The 24894-nt window shown below is 72.0% G+C and carries 17 protein-coding genes; 9 read left to right on the top strand and 8 right to left on the bottom strand.

Annotated features, from left to right (window positions below):
- The first annotated feature begins 70 nt into the window (after window positions 1-70).
- Entirely contained in the window at window positions 71-1474 is a 1404-nt protein-coding gene (locus ACWEOZ_RS02035; RefSeq protein WP_451908905.1) for a GH1 family beta-glucosidase, read from the top strand.
- Window positions 1475-1520: 46 nt separating this feature from the next.
- Here ACWEOZ_RS02035 and ACWEOZ_RS02030 read toward each other — a convergent pair whose 3' ends face one another.
- Window positions 1521-2780 (bottom strand): ROK family transcriptional regulator, encoded by a 1260-nt coding sequence (locus ACWEOZ_RS02030; RefSeq protein WP_451908904.1) that lies wholly within the window; start codon window positions 2778-2780, stop codon window positions 1521-1523.
- Between the two features lie 126 nt (window positions 2781-2906).
- On the opposite strand from ACWEOZ_RS02030, the gene ACWEOZ_RS02025 reads away from it, so the two are divergent.
- Window positions 2907-3737 carry a class I SAM-dependent methyltransferase gene (locus tag ACWEOZ_RS02025; protein ID WP_451908903.1) on the top strand — a complete coding sequence of 277 codons (831 nt, stop codon included), beginning with the start codon at window positions 2907-2909 and terminating at the stop codon, window positions 3735-3737.
- A gap of 55 nt (window positions 3738-3792) precedes the next feature.
- A complete protein-coding gene (locus ACWEOZ_RS02020; RefSeq protein WP_360553193.1) occupies window positions 3793-4002 on the top strand; it encodes a hypothetical protein in 210 nt (69 codons plus the stop codon).
- A 73-nt stretch (window positions 4003-4075) separates the two neighbouring features.
- On the opposite strand, the gene ACWEOZ_RS02015 is transcribed toward ACWEOZ_RS02020, so the two are convergent.
- Complete coding sequence (locus ACWEOZ_RS02015) at window positions 4076-4450, bottom strand: cupin domain-containing protein (protein WP_451908902.1); 375 nt, start codon at window positions 4448-4450, stop codon at window positions 4076-4078.
- Window positions 4451-4522: 72 nt separating this feature from the next.
- Here ACWEOZ_RS02015 and ACWEOZ_RS02010 point away from each other — a divergent pair, with 72 nt between their 5' ends.
- The 4 genes from ACWEOZ_RS02010 to ACWEOZ_RS01995 all read left to right on the top strand — a co-directional run bounded on the left by ACWEOZ_RS02010 (window position 4523) and on the right by ACWEOZ_RS01995 (window position 7049).
- Window positions 4523-4966 (top strand): MarR family winged helix-turn-helix transcriptional regulator, encoded by a 444-nt coding sequence (locus ACWEOZ_RS02010; protein ID WP_451908901.1) that lies wholly within the window; start codon window positions 4523-4525, stop codon window positions 4964-4966.
- A gap of 69 nt (window positions 4967-5035) precedes the next feature.
- Window positions 5036-5665 (top strand): maleylpyruvate isomerase family mycothiol-dependent enzyme, encoded by a 630-nt coding sequence (locus tag ACWEOZ_RS02005; RefSeq protein WP_451908900.1) that lies wholly within the window; start codon window positions 5036-5038, stop codon window positions 5663-5665.
- A 23-nt stretch (window positions 5666-5688) separates the two neighbouring features.
- Window positions 5689-6516, top strand: a complete 828-nt coding sequence (locus ACWEOZ_RS02000) for a HEAT repeat domain-containing protein (protein WP_451908899.1) — start codon at window positions 5689-5691, stop codon at window positions 6514-6516.
- Complete coding sequence (locus ACWEOZ_RS01995; protein ID WP_451908898.1) at window positions 6513-7049, top strand: ATP-binding protein; 537 nt, start codon at window positions 6513-6515, stop codon at window positions 7047-7049. Before ACWEOZ_RS02000 ends, ACWEOZ_RS01995 begins: the two co-directional genes overlap by 4 nt.
- Before the next feature lie 21 nt (window positions 7050-7070).
- Here the strand turns inward: ACWEOZ_RS01995 and ACWEOZ_RS01990 are convergent, their stop codons facing one another.
- Window positions 7071-7895: a hypothetical protein gene (locus ACWEOZ_RS01990; RefSeq protein ID WP_451908897.1), complete on the bottom strand. Its 825-nt coding sequence runs from the start codon at window positions 7893-7895 to the stop codon at window positions 7071-7073.
- Between the two features lie 371 nt (window positions 7896-8266).
- Complete coding sequence (locus tag ACWEOZ_RS01985; protein WP_451908896.1) at window positions 8267-8887, bottom strand: TetR/AcrR family transcriptional regulator; 621 nt, start codon at window positions 8885-8887, stop codon at window positions 8267-8269.
- Between ACWEOZ_RS01985 and ACWEOZ_RS01980 the strand changes: the two genes are divergently transcribed.
- A complete protein-coding gene (locus tag ACWEOZ_RS01980; RefSeq protein WP_451908895.1) occupies window positions 8871-9809 on the top strand; it encodes a ketopantoate reductase family protein in 939 nt (312 codons plus the stop codon). The two genes, ACWEOZ_RS01985 and ACWEOZ_RS01980, sit on opposite strands and share 17 nt — an antisense overlap.
- 1356 nt (window positions 9810-11165) lie before the next feature.
- Here ACWEOZ_RS01980 and ACWEOZ_RS01975 read toward each other — a convergent pair.
- The 4 genes from ACWEOZ_RS01975 to ACWEOZ_RS01960 form a co-directional block, all read right to left on the bottom strand.
- Complete coding sequence (locus tag ACWEOZ_RS01975; protein WP_451908894.1) at window positions 11166-13688, bottom strand: DNA gyrase/topoisomerase IV subunit A; 2523 nt, start codon at window positions 13686-13688, stop codon at window positions 11166-11168.
- Between the two features lie 17 nt (window positions 13689-13705).
- Window positions 13706-15760 carry a DNA gyrase/topoisomerase IV subunit B gene (locus tag ACWEOZ_RS01970; RefSeq protein WP_451908893.1) on the bottom strand — a complete coding sequence of 685 codons (2055 nt, stop codon included), beginning with the start codon at window positions 15758-15760 and terminating at the stop codon, window positions 13706-13708.
- 107 nt (window positions 15761-15867) lie between these two features.
- Window positions 15868-21138, bottom strand: a complete 5271-nt coding sequence (locus ACWEOZ_RS01965) for a diguanylate cyclase (protein WP_451908892.1) — start codon at window positions 21136-21138, stop codon at window positions 15868-15870.
- 69 nt (window positions 21139-21207) lie between these two features.
- Window positions 21208-21843 (bottom strand): adenylate/guanylate cyclase domain-containing protein, encoded by a 636-nt coding sequence (locus ACWEOZ_RS01960; protein ID WP_451908891.1) that lies wholly within the window; start codon window positions 21841-21843, stop codon window positions 21208-21210.
- Window positions 21844-22013: 170 nt separating this feature from the next.
- Here ACWEOZ_RS01960 and ACWEOZ_RS01955 point away from each other — a divergent pair, with 170 nt between their 5' ends.
- Entirely contained in the window at window positions 22014-24866 is a 2853-nt protein-coding gene (locus ACWEOZ_RS01955; RefSeq protein WP_451908890.1) for a helix-turn-helix transcriptional regulator, read from the top strand.
- The last annotated feature ends 28 nt before the right edge of the window (window positions 24867-24894 follow it).

The raw sequence follows: 24894 nt of genomic DNA, 5'->3' as shown, positions 1-24894 counted from the left end.
ACCGTTAGTTCGACGGCCCCGGCCCCACCAGCCGGGGCCGTCACCATATCCATCCCCCTTCAGGAGAACCATGAACCCCACAGTCACGCCCGCTCCCGGGCTGCTCCTGCCCTCCATCGACCTGCCGCCGTCGTTCAAGTGGGGCGTCGCCACGTCCTCGTACCAGATCGAGGGCGCCGTCACCGAGGACGGCCGAACACCGTCCATCTGGGACACGTTCTGCCGCGTGCCCGGCGCCGTGGTGGGCGGCGACAACGGCGACGTCGCGTGCGACCACTACCACCGGATGCCGCAGGACGTGGCGCTGATCAAGAGCCTGGGGGTGGACACGTACCGGTTCTCGGTGGCGTGGCCGCGGGTGCAGCCCGGCGGCCGGGGCCCGGCGAACGAGGCCGGCCTGGCGTTCTACGACCGGCTGACCGACGAGCTGCTGGCCAAGGGCATCGACCCGTGGGTCACCCTCTACCACTGGGATCTGCCGCAGGAGCTCGAGGACGCGGGCGGCTGGCCCAACCGGGACACCGCGTACCGCTTCGCCGACTACGCGATGCTGGTCTTCGACAAGCTCAGCGACCGGGTGGACACCTGGACCACGCTCAACGAGCCGTGGTGCTCGGCCTGGCTGGGCTACTACGTGGGCGTGCACGCACCAGGCCGCAAGAACTTCGACGACGCCATCTCGGCGGTGCACCACCTGCTGCTCGGCCACGGCCTCGCGACCCAGCGGATGCGGGCCGCGGCGACGCGCGAGATGAAGTTCGGCATCACCCTCAACATGGGTACGGCCGACCCGGCCACGGACACGGCAGCCGACCGGGACGCGGCTCGTCGCGCCGACGGCATGGGCCTGCGCATCTACCTGGACCCGCTGCGCAAGGGCGCGTACCCGGCGGACATGGTCGAGGACCTGGCGGCGCGCGGCACGGCGTTCCCGGTCCAGGACGGCGACCTGGAGGTCATCTCCACGCCGTTCGAGGTGCTCGGTGTGAACTTCTACTTCGGGCAGGACTTCAGCGGCACCGACGAGCAGGGCAACACCCACGACGCCGACGGGCACCCGGTGGTGCGGGCGGTCCTGCCGGGCGGTCCGCGTACGGCGATGAACTGGCCGATCACCGCGGAACGCTTCACCCAGCTGCTGGTCCGGCTGCACCACGACTACCCCGGCCTGCCGATGGTGATCACGGAGAACGGCGCGGCCTTCGACGACACCGCCGACGCCGACGGGAACGTGGCCGACGAGGATCGGACCGCGTACCTGGCCGAGCACATCGCGGCGGTGGCGGCGGCCCGGGAGCAGGGCGCGGACGTGCAGGGCTACTTCGCGTGGTCGCTGATGGACAACTTCGAGTGGGCCGAGGGGTACGCGAAGCGGTTCGGCATCGTGCACGTGGACTACGACACGCAGGTGCGTACGCCGAAGCAGTCGGCCCTCTGGTACCGCGACACGATCAGCCGGGTCCGCGGCAGCTGAGACGGTTCATGGCGCGGTCGTCCCGGGACGACCGCGCCACCGCCGTTCAGCTGCGGCCGCGGCTCAGGGCGCGGCGGTGGGCGGCGCGGGACGGCGGGGTCGCCGGGCCCGGTGTCGCCGGGAGGCCGCCGTCGGCGAGCAGCCGGGCGATCGGCAGGGTGGCCGCGCCCATCGCGACCGCGTCCGGTCCCAGCTGGCACAGGTCGATCCGGGTCCGCGAGTACGGATGCCGTAGTGCGTTTCGGGAGGCGGCATCACGAATGTCGGGAAGAAAGCGCTCTCCGAGCGCCAAGCCCGCCGGCCCGCCCAGCACGATGCGCTCCGGCGAGAACAAGTTGACCAGGCCCGCGATGCCCGCGCCCAGGTAACCCACGGTCTGCGTGATGACCGCCTGGGCCGGCTCGTCCAGCGCGCCGTCGGCCGCGAGCATCCGGGTGAGCAACTTCGGGTCAGGCTGCTGACCGGTCGCCGCGGCGAGGCGGGCGATCACCGTCTCCGACCCGATGTACGCCTCCAGACAGCCCCGCGCCCCGCACCGGCAGACATCGCCGTCGTACACCAGAGTGGTGTGGCCCCACTCCCCGGCGTTGCTGAAGGCGCCGCGATAGCCGCGCCCGTCCATCACGACCGCCGCTCCGACGCCGGTGCCGACCATGACTATCACCGCGTGCCGCGCGCCCCGGCCCGCCCCGAACCACATCTCGGCCTGGCCCAGCGTCTTCGCACCGTTCTCCACGAACACCGGCACGTCGGTGCCGGCCCGCAACATCTCGCCCAGCGGTACGGCGTCCCAGCCGGTGGTCTGCGAGTGCACGACCGCCGAACCGGTCGAGTGGTCCACGACGCCCGGGACGCCCACGCCGAAGCCGAGCACCTCGGAACGCTCGACGCCGGCCTCGGCGATGACCGCCGCCAGCCCCTCCAGCAGTTTGGCCGCGGTCACCTGAGGGTCGGGGCCGTCGTCGCCGAGGGAGAACTGGGCCACGCCGAGGCGGGACATCGCCAGGTCGTACAGCTCCACCAGCAGGCGGGTCTCGCCCACGTCGGCGCCGGCGACGTAGCCGTACCCCGGGGCCACCCGCAGCAGCGCGCGGGGCCGCCCGCCGTCCGAACCGACCAGGCCGGCCTCTTCGACCAGGCCCTCGTCGATCATCTCGCCGATCAGGTTGCTCACGCTGGCCTGGCTCAGCGCGGTGGTGTCACCGAGCTCCTGGCGGCTCTGCCGGCCGCCGTGGAACAGGTCCGTGAGCAGGCTGGCCCGGTTAGCGCGGCGGACGTCCCGCACCGTCGTACGCCTGGTCTCCAACCCCTACCGCCTTCGCATTCAGCCCCGTCGACCTGCCATCTAACGCTATGCCACTGCCATCATGTGGCACGGGCGGCCCGGAAACCACCTCGTGACCAGGCCGGGGCCTGGGATACGGTCGGCGCCGTGAACGAATATCAAGTCCTGAACCGCGCCAACTGGGACGAGCGCGCGCCGGCCCACGCGGCCTCCGCGGACTACGGCGTCGCCGCCTTCGCCGACGACCCGGCGCACCTCAGCAGCGTGGTCCGCTTCGACCTGCCGCTGCTGGGCGACATCCGCGGCCTGCGTGGCGTGCACCTGCAATGCCACATCGGTACGGACACCGTGTCGCTCGCCCGCCTCGGCGCGACGATGACCGGCGTGGACTTCTCCCCGGCCTCCCTGGCGCAGGCCCGGCGTATCGCGGAGCAGGCCGGCACCCCGGTGGAGTACGTGGAGTCCGACGTCTACAGCGCGCCGGAGAAGCTGGAACGCGGCAGCTTCGACCTCGTGTACACAGGCATCGGAGCGCTCTGCTGGCTGCCCGACATCCGGCGCTGGGCGCAGGTTGTGGCCGACCTGCTGCGCCCGGGCGGCCGGCTGTTCATCCGCGAGGGCCACCCGGTGCTGTGGGCGCTGGCCGACCCTCTGCCGGACGGCCAGCTCACGCTGGAGCATCCCTACTTCGAGCAGCCGGAGCCGACGGTCTGGAACGAGGGCGGCACGTACGTCGAGACGGACGCCGAGTTCGTGCACAACACCACCCACGAGTGGAACCACGGCCTCGGCGAGACCGCCACCGCGCTGATCGAGGCGGGAATGGCGGTGACCGGGCTGACCGAGCACCTCTCCGTGCCGTGGGAGGCGATGCCTGGCCACATGCGCCGGCTGGAGAACGGAGAATGGCAGCTCACCGACCGTCCGCAGCGGCTGCCGCACAGCTACACGTTGCAGGCGGTCCGGGCCTCCGTTTAGAGATCGACGCAATCGGGGTATCTCGCGGCCAGTCCCCACGACCTAGGAGCCCCCGATGCGCGCAGGATCAATCGGCGGAGTCATTCTCGTCATCTGGCTCGTCCTCGGCGCCGTCGCCGCGTTCGAGCGTGGTTACTTCAAGGACACCGGCGACGCCAGCTGTGCCGAGGCCGGCACGGTCGTCGTCACTGTGGTCGCCGGCCCGCTCAACTGGCTGGGTGTGAACCCGAAGATCACCTGCGACATCCCGGAGCCCTCGAAGTAGACCAGCCCACCACGGCCGGACGCCGCCGCCACCCTGCCCGGGGTGCCGGCGGCGTCGTGCTGTCCGGTCGCGGTCAGCGCACCCAGGGCGGGCTGATCGACGAGCCGTCGGCCAGCGTCGCCTCCAGCCCCACGGTGGTCGTCACCCACGCGGACGCCGGAGCGCCCGAGGTGTTGTCCAACGCGAAGCTCGCCCCGGCCGGCACGAAGACCACGTCCCCGGGGCGCACCTCGGTGCCGGCGCCGTCGACGGTCGCCGTCAGTTCACCGCTCAGGACGAGCAGCACCTCCTCGCGGTTCACCCGGTGCGGCACGCCGGTCGTGCCGGCCGCGACCTCGAGCCGCCAGGCGCAGAGCTCGCTGCTTCCGGACGCAGGGGCGACGAAGGAATTGAAGGTGGCGCCGTGCAACTGATGCGCGACGGCGTCCTGCTCACGGATGACGGACATGGTACCTCCCCAAGTAGTCAAGCTGCTTGTCTAAATAGTCAAGCAGCTTGACCGGTCTGTCAAACTCTTTCCGTGGACCGTGACCTCCTCGACCTGCCGGTGCTGCTGCTCAACGCGGCCGGCGCCCTGGTGGAAACCATCGACGCGGGCGTGCGCGCCCGCGGCTTCGCCGACGTGCGCCCGGCGCACGGCTTCGCCTTCGCCCGCCTGTCCCACGACGGCGCGACGGTGGGCCAGCTCGCCGAGCACCTGAGCATGACCAAACAGGCGGCCAGTCAGCTGGTCGAAGAGCTCGTGACCAAGGGGTACGTGGAACGCCGCCCGCACCCGGCCGACGCCCGGGCCCGCCTGATCGTGCTGACCCCGAAAGGCTGGGCCTGCACCCGGGCCGCCGACGAGGCCGCCGTCGAGGTGCTGCGCCCCTGGGCGGACGCCCTCGGCCCGCACCGCCTGGCCGCCCTGCGCGCCGACCTGTCCCGCATCGCCACCCCGGGCCGCCTGCGACCCAGTTGGTGACCCGGCGCCCGATTACTTTCGCGCGTCTGATCCGTACTCCTGGAAAGCCCGAAGGACAGGAGACACGCGATGCCCAACCTGCGGACCGAAGGACAAGCGGAACGTACCGAGCAGGCCGAGCTGCTGGCCTCGCTGACCCCGGAGCAGTGGAAAGCCCCGACGCTGTGTGCCGGCTGGCGCGTACGCGAAGTCATCGCCCACACGACCGCGCCGTTCCGCATGTCGCTCCGCCGTACCGTCTGGGAACTGACCAAGGCCCGCGGCGACATCAACCGGATGGCGGACCGCCTGGCCCGCCGCGACGCCTCCCGGCTGTCGCCGGAAGAGCTGCTCGCCGCGCTGCGCGACAACATCACCCACCCGTGGGCGCCGCCCGGCGACGGGCCGCGCGGAGCGCTGTCCCACGACGTCATCCACGGCCTGGACATCACGGTCGGCCTCGGCCTGGACCGCCGGCCCCCGCCCGAGCGCGTCGCGCTCGTGCTGGCCGGCCTGCGACCGAAGAACGCCAAGTTCTTCGGCGCGGACCTGACCGGGGTACGCCTGCAAGCGACAGACCTGGACTGGGAGTACGGAACGGGTGAGCCGTTGCGCGGACTGGCCCAGGACCTCCTGCTGGTGGTCTGCGGCCGGCGCCTGCCACCGGGCCGGCTGACGGGCGGGAGTGCCTCCCGGTTCGACGCGCCCGCCCTGCGGTGAGGGCCTGCGCGTATGGTCGGGCGGTGAATCCCGCCGACCTGCAGGGCCTTCGCTCGGGAGACCTCGAGACCCGCGAACGACATTTGTACAGCTTGCTCGACCGGGCCAGGACGCAGGGTGACGAATCAGCCATCGCGGCGCTGCACGTGCTCGTCCGCGACTACCGGGACTTCCACCGGTCGTTGTATTCGCGGGCGATGAACCAGGCGGCCGTCTTCGCGGACGGCGCCCTGGCGGAGCCGTTGCTGGCCGCGCTCGCCGACACCCGGTACAACTGCCAGGCGTGGGCCGCGATGGGCTGCGCGGCCATGGACGTCCGGGCCGCCGTACCGCACCTTGTCTCGCTCCTCGACCATTCGCAGTCGATGGTTCGCGACGAGTCGGTGATCGCGCTCGGCCGGCTCGGCGACGCCTCGGTCGTACCGTCGCTGCAGCCGTTGCTCGGCGATCAGACCGACTGGTTGCGCCAGCGGACCGCCGACGCCCTGGCCCGCATCGGCGGCGAGGCGGCGCTGGAGGCCCTCTGGCAGGAGCTCGAACACCGCCGGTTCCCCCGGATCGGTTATGTGGCCAGCGCGCTGGCCTTGTTCACGCCCGAGGTGGTGCCCCGGCTGCTGGCCGCGACCGACAGCCCGGACCCGGATCAACGCTACTGGGCTGCCGTCGCCCTCGGCTCGACCGGCGACGACCGGGCGGTCCCCACCCTGGAACGGCTGATGGCCACCGACCGCGGCACAACCGTCTTCGACGGCGAAGTACGCGCTGCCGCGAAGAAGGCGCTCCGCACGCTGCGCCGCATCCAAGCCGCCATCGCCGAACGAGAAAGCGCCGAGACGCAGACCACGTCATGAGGCAGCAACCGACGCTTTTCCTGACCGTGGGACTCCCCTGCGCGGGAAAGACCACTGCCGCGCGGCGCATCGAAATCGAACGGGAAGCCCTGCGCCTCACCAAGGACGAATGGGTGAAGGCCCTCTACGGCGACGAGAACCCGCCGGCGGCCGTCGACGTGATCGAAGGCCGGCTGATCCGGATCGGACTGCGCGCCCTGGAACTGGGCAACAACGTCGTCATTGACTACGGCTTGTGGAGCCGGGACGAGCGTTCCGCGCTCCGCCAGGCAGCCGCAGATCGGGGCGCGGCCGTGGAAATGCTGTTCTTCGACGTCTCCCCGGCCGAGCAGCGGCGACGAGCTGATCAGCGCCAGGCCGAAGCGCCCCACACGACCTGGCCGATGTCCGACGAGGAACTCACCGAATGGGCCGCCAAGATCGAGATCCCCACCCGGGGCGAACTCGACGGCACCGAAGCCATCGACCCGCCACCCGGATTCCCGACCTGGGACGCCTGGCGCCACCACCGCTGGCCCCCAGCAGTCCACTGAGCCGCCGGGCAGCGGGGCCGATCAGGTCAGCTCGCGGTAGGCCCGCAGTACCGCCTCGGTGCGCTCGGCGAGCTCGGAGCCGGCGTCCGCCGAGATTCCCGGCCCCGCCGAGGTCAGCCGGGCCAGCGCCTCGTCCGCCTCCCGGGCCAGCGCCTCGATCTCCTGATCGCGGACCAGTTCCTCACCGGCCACCGCGACTGCCTGCAACGCCGCCAGCCGCCGGGTCACCTCGTCCTCCAGCTCCGCCAACGTCGAGGTCGCCTTGGCCATACGCGGCGCCAGCTCGAACGCACCGTCATGCTTGGCCAGCTCGGCATGCAGCTCCCGGATCTCCTGCCGCCGCTCCAGCGCTCCGGCGAGATCGAACAACGCCTGCGCGAGTTGCCCCTCCGCCCTGGGCCCGTCGATGAGCGCTCCGAGCGCGGGCCACGTCTCCAACGTTCGCTGACAAAGATCGATGGCGTCGGAGAACACCTTCCGATCGCGGTCGTCGACGAGGACGTGATGCTGCGCGCGGTCACTTTGGAAGGTGGGCGCCGAGATCACGCCGGGCCGGCGCCGCAAGCGGTACAGCACCGCCCCACCACCGGCAGCGATCCCTGCCAGGACGAGAAGACCGCCGACCAGGGCACCACCCAGCAGCATCAACCCGCCGATGATGCCGAAGAAGAGCGCAAACCCGAAGAGGAGGCCCAGGAAAGGCCCCTGATCGGCGGGTTCATCCGCAGGGGTGATCTCGACGACGCTGCCCCAGCGGAACGAGAGCCCCCGTCCCCCGGCCACCTCGAGCGGAAGCCGGGACACGATGACCAGCTCATCGTCGTGGGCCACATACAGGGACGGCATCGCCCTCGCTCCACTCTCCAGTCAGGCGGCCCACATCATTCCATGCCGCTGCCGGCCTCATCGCCGCGCACGGCTGGACCATCCCGGTGGTCATGACCTACCCGGGAGGACAAGGGCGTCGCCGACAAGCCACCGTCCCGGGGTGATCGCGGCGGGCGCCGCCCTTCCGCCGATGCCGCTGGACGAATCCGGGTCTGGCCGCCGGCGTCCAGGACCGCGCGGGCGAGCTCCGGTCCGACCCGCGCAGCGCCGCCGATCCGGTCAGGGCCCCGAGCGGCGCGTGCTGCGCGACCCCGGCCGGCAACTCGAACGGCGGATTCCCCCCGGCGGCCGGTCCAGTGACGTGTTCCAGGCCGGCGGACGGCAGTGCGTCAGCTGCCGGTCGGTGGCGCGGTCATCGCGGCCGTCAGAAACGTGATCGCCCAGCCCCGCGCCGCCTCGCCCGATCCGGGGGCCGACGGGCGCTGGTTGTAGAGATTGACGCGGTCCACGGCGGTCACCGCGAGGATCCCGCGCAGCCGGAACCAGAGCTCCTCGACGGGCAGGCCGGGCAGTGCGTGACCGAAAGCAGCCACGAAGCGGTCACGAACCGCGTCCTCGGCCGGCCCGGTCCAGGCCCGGGCCTCCTCGGCCGGGTCACTGAGGATGGTCACGATCAGCCGGGACGTCCGGGCGCCACTCTCCGCGCCGGCCGGCATCTCGTCGAACAGCGGCCCCACGAACGCCGCGACCAGGTCGTCAACCGCCGGTTCAGACGTCCGGGCGAGCAGCCGGTCGAGCCCGGCGGCCTGCGCGGCGGTGATCGGTTCGATCACCCGCCGGGCCACCGCGGCCAGCAGCTCCGCCTTCGACCCGAAGTGGTATGCGACGGCGGCCAGGTTCGCCCCGGCACGGTCGGTGATCGCGCGGACCGAGGTCCCGCGGTAGCCGCGCTCAGCGAACAGGAGCTCGGCCGCATCGAGGAGCTGGGTGCGGGTGTCGATCGAAGCCACGTGTGCCACCATACAAACGTTTGATTTAAACGACCGTTTGAAAGAGGCAGGGATGAAGATCCTCGTGTACGGCGCCGGTGTCCTCGGCACGCTGTATGCCGCCCGCCTGCACGAGGCCGGGCACGACGTCGCGCTGCTCGCGCGGGGCCCGCGGCTGGCCGCTCTGCGCGAGCACGGCGTGCTGCTCGCCGAAGGCGACAACCCAGCGGTACGGCGGGTGCCGGTGCCGATCGTTGAGAAGCCGTCCAACGGGTACGACCTGATCACCGTCTTCGTCCGCACCCACCAGGTCGACGCGGTGCTGGAGTCGCTGACCGCCGTCGACGGCGACGTGCTGTTCCTGCTCAACTGGGCGGCCGGAGCAGAACCGCTGGCCGCAATGCTCGGCCCCGAACGGGTGCTGCTCGGCTTCCCCAACTCCGGCGGAACGATGGACGGCAACGTGGTCCGCTACCGCGCCACCAACCTGATGACCGGCCTGGTCCCGATGCCGATCGGCGCCCCCGACGGCTACCCCGGCCCCCGCCTGGACCACATCCTGCAGGCGTTCCGCACGGCCGGGATCCGAACCAAGGCCGAGCCGCAAATGGACGCCTGGCTCACAACGCACGCCGCGTTCTCGGTGCCCCTCGGCCAAGCCGCACACGCAGCCGGCGGCCCAGCTGCTCTGGCCGACGATCCACAAGCAGTCCGCGCCATGCTCCACGACATCCGCGAGAACCTGGCAAACCTGCCCACGCCACCCGTCCCACGCGCCTTCGCCGCATTGAAGTCGCTCCCAGAGGCTCTACTCGTGCCCCTGCTACGAACCTTCCTCCGCAGCCCAACAGCAACCCAAAGCGGCCTGAGCGACACGACACCCGCCACAACAGCCGAATACCACCACCTGACCAACCAACTACAAGACCGCCCCAAGCAATAACGCAGACGCGATAAGGACGCCACACCGCACGCCAGCTCCCCGCTCGCCTATTAACCGCCCCAACCGAACATGCGCAACCCAAGGCCCGCCCGGGGCGGGTTACGGGTTGAGGCGCGTCAGAGGGGCGTCCCGAGGCGAAGCCGAGGCTGGATCGCGGGTTCGGATCAACCCAAGTCTGGATCGCAAGCTCAGCTAAAGCCGAAGCTGAATCGCCGGGTCCAGGCCAACCCCAAACCGCATCGCAACCCAAAGGCAGACCGCCAGTTCAAGCCAACCCGAAGGCGAATCGCAGGCTCAGGCCAACCCAAAGGCAGACCGCCAGTTCAAGCCAACCCGAAGGCGAATCGCAGGTTCAGGTCAACCCGAAGATGGACCGCAGGCCCAGGCCAGACCGAAGGCAGACCGCAGGCCCCGGCCAGGCCGAAGGCAGACCGCAAGGTCAAGCCAGACCGAAGATGGACGCAAATCTAGGTAAAGCTGGAGGCGGATCGCAAGTTCAGGTCAACCCGAAGGCGAATCGCAGGTTCAGGTCAACCCGAAGGCGAATCGCAAGTTCAGGTCAACCCGAAGGTGGATCGCAGGCCCGGGCGAAGCCGAGAGCGAACCGCATGCCAAGCCAAGCTGAAGGTGGACCGCAGGCCCAGGCCAGGCCGAAGGCGGACCGCAGGCCCAGGCCAGACCGAAGGCAGACCGCAAGCTCAAGCCAGACCGAAGATGGACGCAGATCTAGGTAAAGCTGGAGGCGGATCGCAGGTCCGAGCGCACCCGCAAAGAATCGCAGGTCCAGGCGAAACCGCCGACGAGTCGCAGGTCCGGGCAAACCCAAAGGCGAATCGCAGGTTTCGGTGAACCCGAAGGCGAATCAAAGGTCCAGGTGAACCCGAGGATGGATCGCAAGGCCAGGTGAACCCGAAGATGGATCACAGATTCACAAGCCGCGGACGTGCTGGATCTGTCCAGGGTGCAGTCGGCGGCGGAGCTGCTACGGCCGAGGGCGAATCGCAGGTTCAGGGAAAGCACCTGCAAGACAAACCCCGACGGTCCCGCCAGCCGCGACAAACGACCTCTTTGCGGCCCAACCACTCCCGCACCGCAACCGGCGAGGTGCGTACGCAAGACCCACCACCCAGGCCGGCCTGCCCGACAAAATCCCCGGCAAAGACCACAACGCGGCAGCCAGACCCGAAACCGCAAGGGGATCACCCACGAAGACGTGCAACCAGCGCCGAGCAACCAAAAACAAACCCGGAACAGAAAACCATGCAAGGTTGGGGGCCGGGGTGACCAAGAACGGCATAAATGCTCCTCAAGCCGATCTTGGTCACCCCGGCCCCCAACCGTCCACCGTAAGAGAAATCAACCCCGCTCGATAAGATGCCCAACAATCTGAGGCCCCATGAGAACAGCCTCCCCAGACCCATCCCGCCGATTGTCAACAGCAGGAAGCTCAACAGGATCCCCGGTACCGCTGGCCCCAACCGGCCGAGGCCCGACCCAGGCAACCACCAGAGCGGTCTCCCCCTTGAGGAACCGCTGAACCCGAACCCCACCGGTAGCCCGCCCCTTGGCCGGATACAACCCGAACGGCGTGACCTTCACCTGAGTGCCGGTGGAGGTGACCACCATCGGCTCACCGTGCTGCGGGTCCGTTGTGTTCACCACGTTGAACGACACAGCCTCGGCCCCGGACGACAGGTTCATACCGGCCATGCCGCCGCCCTTGAGCCCCTGCGGCCGTACCAGCTTGGCCGGGAAGCGCAGCAGCGACGCGTCCGAGGACACGAACGCCAGCGACTCGGCGCCGTCGGTCAGCCAGGTCGCCCCCAGCACCTCGTCGCCGTCCTTGAGGGTGATGACTTCGAACTCGTCCGAGCGGACCGGCCATTCCGGCGCGCAGACCTTGACCACGCCTTGCCGGGTGCCCATGGCCAGGCCGGGTGAGCCGGTCGCGCCGAGCGGAGCCAGTCCGACGACTTTCTCCCCCGGCTCCAGAGGAATGAGCTCCGAGGCGGACATGCCGCCGCGCACCGAGACCGTGCCGGACTGCTCGGGCAGGACCGGCAGGGGCAGCACGTCCACCTTGAACGCCCGCCCGGTGCTCGTCACGAGCAGCACGCGGCCCCGGGCTGTGGAGTGCACGACCGCGCGGACCGCGTCGTGCTTGACCCGGCCGCTGCGCCGCCGGCCCTCGGTCGCTTCCTCGCTTTCCGCCGCCGTGCGGGCGATGAGCCCGGTCGCGGAGAGGATGACCTGGCAGGGGTCGTCGGCCACCTCGAGCGGACCGGCCGGCACGGACGCCGCCAGCACCTCCTTGAGGTCGCCGTCGATCAGCGTGGTGCGCCGGGCGACGCCGAACTCCGAGGCCACCTCGGCGAGCTCGTCGGAGACGACCTGCTTGAGGACGTCGTCGTTGTCCAGGATCCGGCTGAGCTCCGCGATCTCGCCGCGCAGGCGTTCCTGCTCGGTCTCCAGCTCGATGCGGTCGAAGCGGGTGAGCCGGCGCAGCGGGGTGTCGAGGATGTACGTCGCCTGGATGTCGCTGAGCCCGAACTCGCTCATCAGGGCCGCCTTGGCCGCCGCGGCGTCGTCGCTGCCGCGGATGATGGCGACCACCCGGTCGATGTCGATGAGGGCGATGAGCAGGCCGTCGACCAGGTGCAGGCGGTCCTGGCGCTTGGTGCGCCGGTGGGTGGTCCGCCGGGTGACCACCTCGTAGCGGTGGGCCAGGAACACCTCGAGCAGCGCCTTGAGCCCCAGCGTGCGCGGCTGGCCGTCGACCAGCACGAGGTTGTTGATGCCGAAGGACGACTCCAGCGGGGTCAGCCGGTAGAGGTCGGCCAGCAGGGCCTGCGGGTTGACGCCGACCTTGCACTCGATGACCAGCCGGATGCCGTGCTCGCGGTCGGTGAGGTCCTTGACGTCGGCGATGCCCTGCAGCCGGGCCGGCTGGCGCTGGCCCTTGCGCGGGCCCGAGGTGATGAGCTTGCCCTTCACCTCGTCGGTGATCGCCTCGATGATCTTCTCGGTGCCGACGCCGTACGGGAGCTGGACGACGGTGATCGCCTGGCGGCCGCGACCGCCCTCCAGCGGGCCGGTCTGGGCCCGGGCCCGCATGCGCACCACGCCGCGGCCGGTCTCGTAGGCCCGGCGGACCTCGTCGAGGCCGAGCAGCTGGCCGCCGGTGGGCAGGTCGGGGCCGGGCACGAAGCGCATGAGCGTGTCGAGGTCGGCCTCGGGGTCGGTGATCAGGTGGCGGGCCGCCGTGACGACCTCGCCCAGGTTGTGCGGGATCATGTTGGTCGCCATGCCGACGGCGATCCCGGACGTGCCGTTGACCAGCAGGTTGGGGAAGGCCGCGGGCAGCACCTTGGGCTCGAGCTCGGAGCCGTCGTAGTTGGGCTTGAAGTCGACCGTGCCCTCGCCGAGCTCGCCGACCAGCAGCATCGCCTCGCGGGACATCCGGGCCTCGGTGTATCGCGAGGCGGCCGGGCCGTCGTCGGGCGAGCCGAAGTTGCCGTGGCCGTCGATCAGCGGCGCGTTGAGCGAGAAGTCCTGGGCCAGGCGCACCATCGCGTCGTAGATCGCCAGGTCACCGTGGGGGTGGTAGCGGCCCATCACGTCGCCGACCACGCGGGCGGACTTGACGTAGGCCCGGTCGGGGCGGTGGCCCTGCTCCTGCATCGACCACAGGATGCGGCGGTGCACCGGCTTGAGGCCGTCGCGGGCGTCCGGCAGGGCGCGCGAGTGGATGACCGAATAGGCGTACTCCAGGTAGGAGTCCTCGACCTCGGTGGTGAGCGGGTTGTCGATGACCCGGGCGCCGGCCTGGTCGAAGGCCGACAGGTCCACCCGGGACTGCTCGTTCTTGCGGCGTGCCATGTCTTTGCAACAGCCTCTCAGGCGTCGATCGTTTCCTGGTCGATGCGGCCGGCCGCCTCGATCAGCCAGTTCTTGCGCGGCTCGACCCGCTCACCCATCAGCAGCTCGAGCGTGGCCTCGGCCCGCTCGGCGTCGGTCAGCGTGATCCGCCGGACCGTCCGGGTGGCCGGGTTCATCGTGGTGTCCCACAGCTCGTCGGCGTCCATCTCGCCGAGGCCCTTGAACCGGCTCACCGGCGCGACCGACTTGCCGGCGCGCTCCAGCCGGGTCAGTGCGGCCTCCATCTCCTGCTGGGTGTACGTGAAGATGGTCTCCGCGTTGCGGCCCTTGGTGGTGATCTTGTGCAGGGGCGGCATCGCGGCGAAGAGCCGGCCCTCCTCGATCACCGGGCGCATGTACTTGGCGAAGAGGGTGATCAGCAGGGTGCGGATGTGCGAGCCGTCGACGTCCGCGTCCGCCATGATCATGACGCGGCCGTAGCGCATCGTGCTCATGTCGAAGGTGCGGCCGGAGCCGGCCCCCAGCACCTGCACGATGGCCGAGCACTCCACGTTGTCCAGGACCTGCTGCAGGCTGGCCTTCTGCACGTTGAGGATCTTGCCGCGGATCGGCAGCAGGGCCTGGTATTCGGAGCTGCGGGCCATCCGGGCGGTGCCGAGCGCGCTGTCGCCCTCGACGATGTAGAGCTCGCTGCGGCCGATGCCGGTGGAGCGGCAGTCGACCAGCTTGGGCGGCATGGACGCGCCCTCGAGGGCGGTCTTGCGGCGGGCCGCGTCCTTCTGCTGCTTCTGGGTCAGGCGGACCCGGGCGGCGTCGACGACCTTCTGCAGGACCGTGCGGGCCTCGCTCTTGGTGCGCCGGTCGTCGATCCAGGCCTTGAGGTGCTGCTCGACCAGGGTCTGCAGCACCCGGGTGATGCCGGCGGTGGAGAGCTCGTCCTTGGTCTGCGAGGTGAACTGCGGCTCGGGCACCCGCACGTGGATCACCGCAGTCATGCCCTCCAGCAGGTCGTCCAGGACCGGCACGTCCTCCTTGGGCTTGAGCAGGCCACGCGCGTTGCGGATGGCGTCGCTCAGCGCCCGGACCAGGGCCCGCTCGAAGCCCTTGCGGTGGGTGCCGCCGTGCACGTTGCGGATGGTGTTGGTGAAGCACTCCACGGTGCGGTCGTAGCCGGTGCCCCAGCGGAACGCGACCTCGACCTGGGCCTTGCGCTCGACGTTGGACTGCATGACGCCGTTGGCGTCGGCCGCGTTCTCCTTGTAGGTGCCTTCGCCGGCGACCATCAGGATCCCCGAGACGGGCTTGTCGCCGGCCGGGGTGAGGAACTCCACCATGTCGGTCAGTCCGTGCGGATAGTGGAACTTCTCCTCGGTGGGCTCCTCGCCCGTGCGGTCCCGCAGCACGTACGCCACGCCGGGGACCAGGAACGCCGTGTTGCGCAGCTTGGCCCGCACCACGTCGACGTCGAGCCGGGCGCCGGTCTCGAAATACCGCGCGTCGTACCAGTAGCGGATCGAGGTGCCGGTGCGCTCGCCCCGCTTCATCTTGCGGACCACGCGCAGGCCGCTCTGCGACTGGAAGGGGGCGTCCGGGCCGGGGCCGGCGAACACGCCGGGCACGCCACGCTGGAAGGACAGCTCGTGCACCTTGCCGTCGCGCCGGACGGTCACGTCGAAGCGCAGGGACAGCGCGTTGACCGCGGAGGCGCCGACGCCGTGCAGGCCGCCGGAGGTCTTGTAGCCCGAGCCGCCGAACTTGCCACCGGCGTGCAGCCGGGTGAGCACCAGCTCGACGCCGTTGAGGCCGGACTTGGCGTTGATGTCGGTCGGGATGCCGCGGCCGTCGTCGTCGACCTGCACCGAGCCGTCGGCGTGCAGGGTCACCTCGACGTGCTCGGCGTGCCCGCCGACACCCTCGTCGGTGGCGTTGTCGAGGATCTCGTTGGCGAGGTGGTTGACGCCCCGGCTGTCGGTGGAACCGATGTACATACCCGGCCGCTTGCGGACCGCATCGAGTCCTTCGAGGTGCGTGAGGTCATCAGCCCCGTAGAGGATCTCTGGTTGCGCAGTCACGAGGTATTACTCCCGGCAGTGGCAGCTGTCAACGACGCGGCGAGCCTACCGGGCACCTCCGACGACTTTCGTGAGGCCGACCGTGAGCTGGTCGCCATAACACACGACTAAAGGGGCAAATGCTCCGGGTCGTGAGCCACAACACGATTCCGGCCGGCCTGTTTGGCGGCGTAGAGGCCGGCGTCGGCCCGGCCCAGCAGCGTGTCCGGGGTCGGGTCGCTGGGCCGCAGCCGGGCCAGTCCGACGCTGATGGTCACCGGGATCGGCCCGGAGCGGGTGTCGACCGGTGTGCCGGCCACCGCGGCCCGCAGCTCCTCGGCGAGCTTCGCCCCGGCCGAGTCGATGCCGGGCAGCAGCACCGCGAACTCCTCACCGCCGTACCGGGCGACCAGGCCGTCGGCCGGCAGGCCGCCGAGCAGGCGCTGGACCACACCCTTGATCACGTCGTCACCGACCTGGTGGCCGTGCGCGTCGTTGATCCGCTTGAAGTGGTCGATGTCGACCATGAGCGCGGTGACCGGCCCGTCCACCGCCCGGGCAGCGGCCAGCGACCGCTCGGCGAGCTCGAAGAACCGGCGCCGGTTGGCCACGCCGGTCAGGCTGTCGGTGGTGGCCAGCTCGTTCACCCGGCTGAACAGCCGGGCGTTGTCGAAGGCGACCATGCCCTGGCCCACCAGCGCCGCCGCCAGCCCCAGGTCGGCCGCCGCGTACGCGCCCGGCCGGTCCGACGCCAGCACCAGCACGCCCAGGGCCCCGTTGCGGTCGTCGAGGGTGACCGTGAGCCAGCTCTGCCCGGTCGAGTCGTCGAAGGCGCCGGCCCAGGGCGGCGTACCGTTGATCATGTCGGCCTGCCGGTTGTCCAGCAGCGCCCGCAAATCCGGGTGCTCGGCCAGGGCGAGCTGCACCGGGGCCGGCCCGCCGAGCACGGTGATCTCCTCGGAGTCGGAGGTGCCGAGCAGCAGCCAGCCGCGGTTCGCGCCGGGCGTCTGCCGGGCGGTGAGCAGCAGCCGGCGCAGCACCAGCTGCGGGTCCAGGGTGCCGGTGAGCCGGGCCATCGCGCGGCGCAGCGTCTCGGCGAGGTCGCGCTGGCGGTTGGCCGCGGCCACCGCGACCTCCAGCTGGGCGGCCCGGGCCGTCTCCAGGCCGACTGCGATGTGGTGGGTGATGGCGGTCAGCACGTCGGCGTCGTCCACGGTGAAGACGCCCTTGGCGACCCGGCTGTCCAGGTAGACCACGCCGAGCAGGCGGTCGTCGAGCTCCAGCGGGGCGACCAGGATGCTGCGCAGGCCGTACTGGACCACGCTCTGCGCGCCCAGCGCCTCGCCCTGCTCGGTGCCGGTGACCACGAGGGGCTCGCGGCTGTGCCGGACCTTGTCGACGACGGTGGCGCTGTAGCCGGTCAGCTCGGTGACGTCGCGGCCGCTCGAGTCGCGGCCCACGTACGGGGCGAGCACCTGGGTCTCGGCGTCCATCAGGAACAGGATGGCGCGTTCGGCGCCGAGCAGGCGGGTGGTCTCGTCCAGCGCGACCCGGGTCAGCCGGTCCGGGTCGATGACCCGGCTGGCGGCCAGGCTGAGCTGCTCCAGGGCGGCCCAGCGCTGACCGGCCCGGCCGCGGGCGGCCACCACCGGTACGCGGTTGCGGCGCCCGGCGTCGAGCCGGAACTCGGCGGCCACCCGGCGCGCCCGGTGCGGCCAGCCCCGGTCCTCGGCGATCCCGGCGGCCATCCGCGCCTGCCGCTCGGCCTCTCCGGTGCTGCCGGTCGCGGCGAGCGCACGGGCGCGTACCAGGGCAGCCTCGAAAGCCGGCAGCGGCGCGTCGACCTGGCGCAGCAGGGGCTCGGCCTTGGCCAGCAGGTCCAGCACGGCCACGCTGCGCGCCGGGTCCAGGGCGAGCAGCGCGGCGCGGGCGATCCGGTGGTGCGCGGCCACGATGGGCCGGCGCGTGACCCGGCCGAGAGCGGAGACAGCCGCCGCCGCGACGGCGACCGCGGTGTCACGGTCGCCGGGCGCGGCCCGGCGGGCCTGCTCCAACCGGCCGTACGCCAGGTAGACGTAGTAGCAGTGCTGGGCCGGCAGCACGTCGAGCGGGCGCAGTCCGAGGCTCTCGAAGTCCGCGACGGCGTCGTCGAAGGCGCCCTCGAGGTCGTCGCGTTCGACGGCGGACAGCATCCGGGCGATGATCGTGTCGACGACCTCGTGGATCTCCTTGGGTCCGTCCCCGGCCCGGGCGAGCGTGGTGATCGCCTCGCCGGCCCGTCCGCGCATGGCCAGCAGCCCGGCGTCGACGGCGACCACGGCACTGCGGTCGGCGTTGCCGCCGGCCTCGAGCCAGCGCTGCCGGCCCGGGCGGGCCGCCTCGGCCTCGGTGATCTCGCCGCGCAGCAGCCAGTCCCAGCCGAGGACGGCGTAACAGTCCAGGATCAGCCCGACGTCGAGGAAGCGGTCGCGTTCGGCCAGCACCTGGCGCACCCGCTCGCCGGAGTCGGCGCCGCTGCCGTGCACCGCGATGGCGGTCATCCAGTCGATGCGGGCGAGCAGGGTGGGGTCGCCGAACTCGTGGGCCTGCCGGACGGCGGCCGCGGTGATCCGGTCGGAGATGCGCTGCAGTCCCAGCATCCGCAGGACGAGGGTGAGGCCGACGAGGTCACGGGCGCGTTCCGGGGATCGGCCGAGCCGGCTCGTCGGGTGGATGAACCGCAGGCCGTAGAGCAGTGACCGCAGTGGGCGCAGGGTTCGCACACTGCCGGAGCCGCCGTAGTGGTACAGCGTCGTCTGCAGCCGCAGCCGCTCGCGGTAGGCGCCCTTGGCGGTGCCGTAGCCGAGCCGGGTGACGCCGATGAGGCAGCCCACGAAGAACAGCCACAGGCCGGTGAGCGCGGCCAGCACCGGGTTGCGCGGCAGCGGGCGGCCCAGCTCGGCCAGGCCCAGCTCGACCTCGCGAAGCTGCGCCGCGCCACCCCAGTTGCTCTCGTGCACGCGGGCCAGGTGCAGGTGCAGGTGGGCCCGCGCGGTCCGGTCGGTGGTCCCGTCCAGGGCGGTGGTCAGGGCGGCGATCGCCTCGTCGAAGCGGCCGTTCTGGTGGTACGCGATCCCGAGCAGCTGGTGGAACTCACTGCCCACGGTCAGCCCGCCGGTCCCGGCGGCCTCGGCGGCGTACTCGAGGAAGGTCAGCGCCGTGTCGGGGGCGTGCTCAGCCAGCGCCCGGGCTCCGGCGGCCTGTCCCGCGCGCAGCATCCGGGCCGGCTCGTAGGAGGGGTCGCCGAGCGCGCAATGCCGGGCGAGGGCGTACACGTCCGCGCCCTCGCGGTCGAGCACGTCGGCGATGCGCTGGTGCAGACGGCGTTCCTCGTCCTCGGGCAGCCCGTCGATCAAAGCGAGGCGGATGCTGTCGTGCAGGAACCGCACGGAGCCCTCGCGCTGCTCGACCAGGCCGCGGCGGGCGGCGTCGGACAGCACGTCGAGGACCCGGCGGCGGCCGACGCCGGCCACCTCGGCGACCAGGCCGGGGGCGAAGGTGGCGCCGATGACGCCGGCCAGCTGCAACAGCCGGCGGTTCTCCGGGGCCAGGGTGCCCATCCGGCGCAGCAGCAGCTGGGCGGAGTCGGCCGGCAGGGCCAGCTCCTGCACGCCGGCGGTGTCCACCTGCCAGACGCCCCAGTCGGGGGTCAGCAGGCCGGCGTCGATGACCGCCCGGGCATAGCCGAGGGTCGCGAACGGGTTCCCGCCGGTCAGCACGGCGATCGCGGTGGCCCCGCGCTCGTCGATGCGGACCCCGCCGGACAGGGAGCTGATCAGGTCGCCGACCGCCGCGGCGCTCAGCGGGGCCAGCGTGATGTCGGTGTCGGGGCCGGGCTGCAGGCGGTTCAGGATCATGGCGGCCGCGGGCGCGCCCTCGTCGTCGTTGCGGGCGGTGGCCACCACCAGCAGCGGCACTCCGGTGAGCCCGGCGGCGAGCTGCTCGAGCACCCGTACGGTGCCGTCGTCGAACCACTGCACGTCGTCCAGATGCAGCAGCACCGGGCCGGTCGTCCGGGCCAGGCCGGTGAGCAGGTCGGCGACGGCGGCCGAGTGCCGCTCCAGGCCGATCTCGGCGGCCACGCCGGGCACGCCGAGCGCGTCGGCCAGCGCCGGCGACAAGCTGGTCACCAGACCGGCACCCTGCCCGGCGGCGGAGCGCAACAGCTTGCCGGCAGCGGCAGCGCCACCGGGGCGGCGCAGCAGAGCCCGGACGTACGCGTCCACGGCCGCCCGCAGCGGCGCCATCGGCCGGCGGTCACTGGGTGAGGCCGTACCCCGCAGCACGGTGCCTCCGGCCGCCACGACCAGCTCGGCCAGCTCGACGGCCAGCCGGGTCTTGCCGCTGCCGGTGCTCCCGTGCAGCACAGCAAGGCCGCCGCGACCCGCCGCGGCGGCACTCCAGCGCTCCCGCAGCGAGCTGAACTCGGCGTCGCGCCCGGTCAACGGGGCGACGAAGAGGGTGACCGGGCCGTCCTGCTCCCCGAGCGGGAACATGGCGGCCGGGTCGTCACCGAGCCGCCGCAGGTCGGCCAGCAGGCCCGCGGCGCTCTGGTAACGGTCGTCGGGGTCCTTGGCCAGCAGCCGGACGATGATCGCGGCGAAGGCGGCGCCCAGGCCGGGGGCCAGGGCCCGGGGATCCGGTACGGGCGCCGTGGCGTGCAGGTGCAGCAGCTCGCCGACGTCCCCGGCGGCGAACGGCGGTGCCCCGGTGACGCACTCGAAGAGCACGGCGCCCAGGGCGTACAGGTCGGAGCGGCCGTCCACGGGCCGGTTGAGCATGCCGCTCTGCTCGGGCGGGCTGTAGAGCAGCGTGCCCGCGACCGCCTCCTCGGTGATCCCGGCGCCGGCCGAGACCCGGGTGGCCAGGCCGAAGTCGACCAGTCCGGCCCCGCCGTCCGGGCCGACGACGATGTTGTCCGGCTTGACGTCGCGGTGCACCAGGTCGTGGGCGTGCGCCGCGGCCAGCGCGCCGGCGATGTCGGTGCCGATCCGCACGGCCACGGACTCGCGGACCGGGCCCCGGGTCAGGCGGGCGGTCAGCGGCTCGCCCGGGAGCAGATCCATGATCACGTACGGGCGGCCGCCGGCCGTACCGGCCTTGTGCACGCGGGGCAGGCCCGGGCTGTCGACGGCGGCCAGCAGCGCGCACTGGCGGCGGAACTCGCGGACGCCCTCGGTGCTCGCGGCGATGGTGTCGCGCAGAAGTCTGAGGGCGTACTCCTGGCCCCGCAGGCGTACCCGGTGCACGACCGCCTGGGAGCCCCGGCCCAGCTCGCCCAGCACTTCGAGCCCGGCGGCGTCGCCGGGCTCGAGCTGCAGCAGGGCCGGCTCAGCCGGCGGAGATGGCGTGGCACCCACGTTGCCTTTATCGGCCCAGGTCGTCCCCGCTGAAGGATTGGATCGCGGTGGATCTGCCGGCCGGGCCGGTCAGCCGCAGGTCTGCAGGACCGGTCCGGCCGTCACCACCTGCGGGTACAGCGCCCGGGACAGCTCCACCGGGGCCGCCTTGCCGGCCACCGAGACCGGCGGCATCTCCTGGTAGACCACCGCGTGGTCGGTCACCGCCCGGGTGCCCGCGCAGACCACCACCGTGTCGTGCGGTGCGTACGCCTGCAGCCGCGCCGCCGTGCTCACCACGCTGCCGCTGACCATCCCGTACCCGCCGTCGCGGGTCTGGTCCAGATCGACGATGGCGTCGCCGGTGGCCAGCCCGACCCGGGTCCGGACCGGGAACCGGCCGGCCAGGAGACGCCCCCGCAGCGCCTCCTGGATCGCCAGGCCGGCCCGGACCGCTCCCACGGCCGCGCAGCTGGTGTCCTCCGGCGTGCCGGCCCCCGGCCCGCCCGCCCCGAAGATCGCCATGACCGCGTCCCCGATGAACTTCTCGACCACCCCGCCCGCCGCCCGCACCTCGGCCGACACGGTGGAGAAGTAGTCCATCTGCAGATCCCGGACGTCCGCGCAGTCCAGTTCGTCGACGATGCTGGTGAAACCGACGATGTCGACGAACAGCACGGTCACTGTCTGTCGCCGGCACCGGATGCCGGCAGTCATTCTGTTCATGCCCCACGCCCCTTCGCCGCATTGGCGAGGCAAACGGTGCCAGCCGGCCGGGGTACAGCGGATCCGCAGAATGACGTATCTGTGACAGCGGGCCCAGCGTCGAATTTGTGACGCAGAACAGTCCGAACCGACGAGAACGTGCTACCCGGATCGGCACTAGGCTGCCACGCATGGCCAGCGAGGGGGACGACGCGCCTATTGTCGGACGTACCGGCACTTTGACCACGGTTCGCACGGACCTGCTGGACGCCGGTCCCAGCGGCACCGCGGCGGTGTTCGTCACCGGCGAGAGCGGCGTGGGCAAGAGCCGCCTGCTGCGTGAGGCGGCGGATGCGCTGCGTGACGCGGGTGTCGCCGTGCTGTCCGGCACCTGCCTGGACATCGGCGACGCCTCTCCCCTGCACCCGGTCCTGCAGGCGCTGCGCCGCGCCGGGGTGCACGCCGACACCGGCCCGGTGGACGCCGCCGCCAACCAGGACGGCGCGGGCGTGCTCCTCGAACGGGTCTCCCAGCAGTTGCGGTCGCTGGCCCAGGGCCGGCGGCTGCTGCTCGTGCTCGACGACCTGCAGTGGGCCGACCGCAGCACCCGGCAGCTGCTGCTCTACCTGCTGGCCGGCCTCGGCGAGATCAACCTGTCGGTGCTGGCGGCGGTCCGCTCCGAGTCGCTGCACGGCTCCCATCCGCTACGGCGGGTGCTGGCCGAGCTGCGCCGGTTGCGGTCCGTACGCGTGCTCGACCTGGCCCCGCTCGACCAGGAGTCGACCGGCGAGCTGGTCGCCGCGATCGCCGGCGCCGACGTGGCCCCGGAGGACGCCGACCGGGTCTACAAGCGCAGCGGCGGCAACCCCTTCGTGGTCGAGGAGCTCTCCCGGGATCTGCGGGACGGCCGGGTCGAGCTGTCCGACACGCTGCGCGAGATCTTCCTGTCCCGGGTCGACGAGCTGCCTCCGCACGCCCACGACGTGGTGCACGCCGTCGCCGCCGGGGTCGAGCCGGTCGAGCACGCCCTGCTGGCCCGGGTCCTGCCGCTGCCGGAGACGGAGCTGATCGAGGCGATCCGGGCCGCGGTCGCGCACCGCTTCGTGACCAGCGCGACCGACGGTTACCGGCTGCGGCACCAGGTCGTCGCCGAGGTTCTCGAGCACGAGGTGCTGCCGGCCGAGCATGCCGCCCGGCACCGCCGCTACGCCGAGGCGCTGGAGGCTGTCCCCGGCGCGGTCGACCATGCCCGGCTGGCGCATCACTGGCGGCAGGCGGGCGAGCCGGCCCGGGCGATGCCGTCGGTCGTCGCCGCGGCCCGGGCCGCCGAGCAGCTCTACGGTTTCGCCGAGGCGCACCGCTACTGGAGCATGGCGCTGGAGCTGGGCTGCGACCAGGCGCCCGAGCGCACCGAGCTGCTCGCGCACGCCGCCGAGTCGGCGCACCGCTGCGGCGAGCACCAGCGGGCCCTGACCCGGCTCGAGGAGCTGGCGGCCCGCCCGGACGGCCCGGGGGCCTGCGAGATCCACCTGCGCCGGGCCCGCTATCTGGCCGCGGCGGGCCGCTCGGCGACGGCCGAGATCGAATACGAGCGGGCGCTGGCGTACGCCGAGTGCACCCCGTCGGAGCAGGCCAGCGCGGCCGCGCACCTCGCCGAGCTGCTGGTCCACCTGGGCCGCTACGCCGACGCCGGGGTCCGCGCGCGCGACGCTCTGGAGCTGGCTGAGAAGGCCGACGGCTCGACCGCCGACCTGGTCCGGGCCAGCGCGGCGCTCGGCTTCAGCCTGGCCTTCCGGGAGGATCCGGACGCCGGGCTGGCGGTGATCCGCCAGGCGGTGGAGATCGCCGAGCGCTCGGGGCACCCGGACGACATCGGCTGCGCCTATCTGCACCTGGCCGAGCTGCTCACCGGGCCGCTGAACAGCGTCGAGGAGGGCGTGCTGGTGGCCCGCCGCGGCGCGGAGAAGCTGGCCGCGATCGGGCTCGGCCGCACCTACCAGACCCGGCTGCTGGCCATCGCGGCCAACGGGCTGTTCCGGATCGGCGACTGGGCCGAGATGGAGAAGGTGCTCGACACCGCGATGCGGCACCGCCCGTCCGGCGCCGACGCGGTCGAGCTGCTGCTGTCCCGCTGCCGGCTGTGGGTCGGCGTCGGCGACATCGAGCAGGCCGACCGTGATCTGGAGGCGGTGGCGACCATTCTCGCCGGTGGCGGGGCCCGGCACGTGCTGCCGATGCTCACCCTGCGGGCCGGGCTGGCCATGTGGCAGGGCCGGCACGCGGAGGCGCGGGCCGCCGTGCAGCGCGGCCTGACCGAGACCCGCTCCGACGACCTGGTGCTGCTGGGCGTGCTGGCCTGGCACGGGCTGCGGGCCGAGGCGGAGGCCCAGGCCGGCGGCAAGGTGCCGGTGGACCCGGGGGCGGTGCGCCGGCTGCAGACCGTGGTCGAGCGGATGGCCAGGGGCGCCGGCAACGCGGCCCCGCCGGTGCGCGCCGTGGTCGACGGTTACCTGGACCTGTGCGCGGCCGAGCAGAGCCGGATCGAGGAGCGCAACGACCCGGAGCTGTGGGCCCGGTCAGCCGCGGCGTGGGACAGACGCAAGCAGCCGTACCCGGCGGCGTATTCGCGGCTGCGGCAGGCCGAGGCCACTTTCGCGCGCCGGCCGGGCCGGTCCAACCGCGGCCGGGCGGCGGCCACGATGGCGCTGCGCGAGGCGTACGCGACCGCCCGGGCCATGGGGGCCAACCCGTTCGCGGCCGAGATCACCGCGGTGGCGACGCGAGCCCGGGTGGCCCTGACCGGCGACGAGGAGACGGTGCCGATGCCGCCGCCGAGCCGTGACGCCGGTGACGAGCTGGACGTGCTGACCGAGCGCGAGCGGGAGGTCCTGGCGGCGGTCGCCGAGGGGCTGACCAACCGGGAGATCGGTCAGGCCCTGTTCATCAGCGAGCGGACCGTCGGCGTGCACGTCGGGCACATCTTCGACAAGCTCCAGGTGCGCACCCGGGTACAGGCCAGCCGGGTGTTCCTCCGGGCGGCGTGACCTTTTCGTTATCTACGTACGCGGAATA

It is taken from the genome of Actinoplanes sp. NPDC004185, from assembly GCF_053603475.1.
Note: the sequence above shows the minus strand (reverse complement) of the source record. Positions and strands in the feature narration are given on the sequence as shown.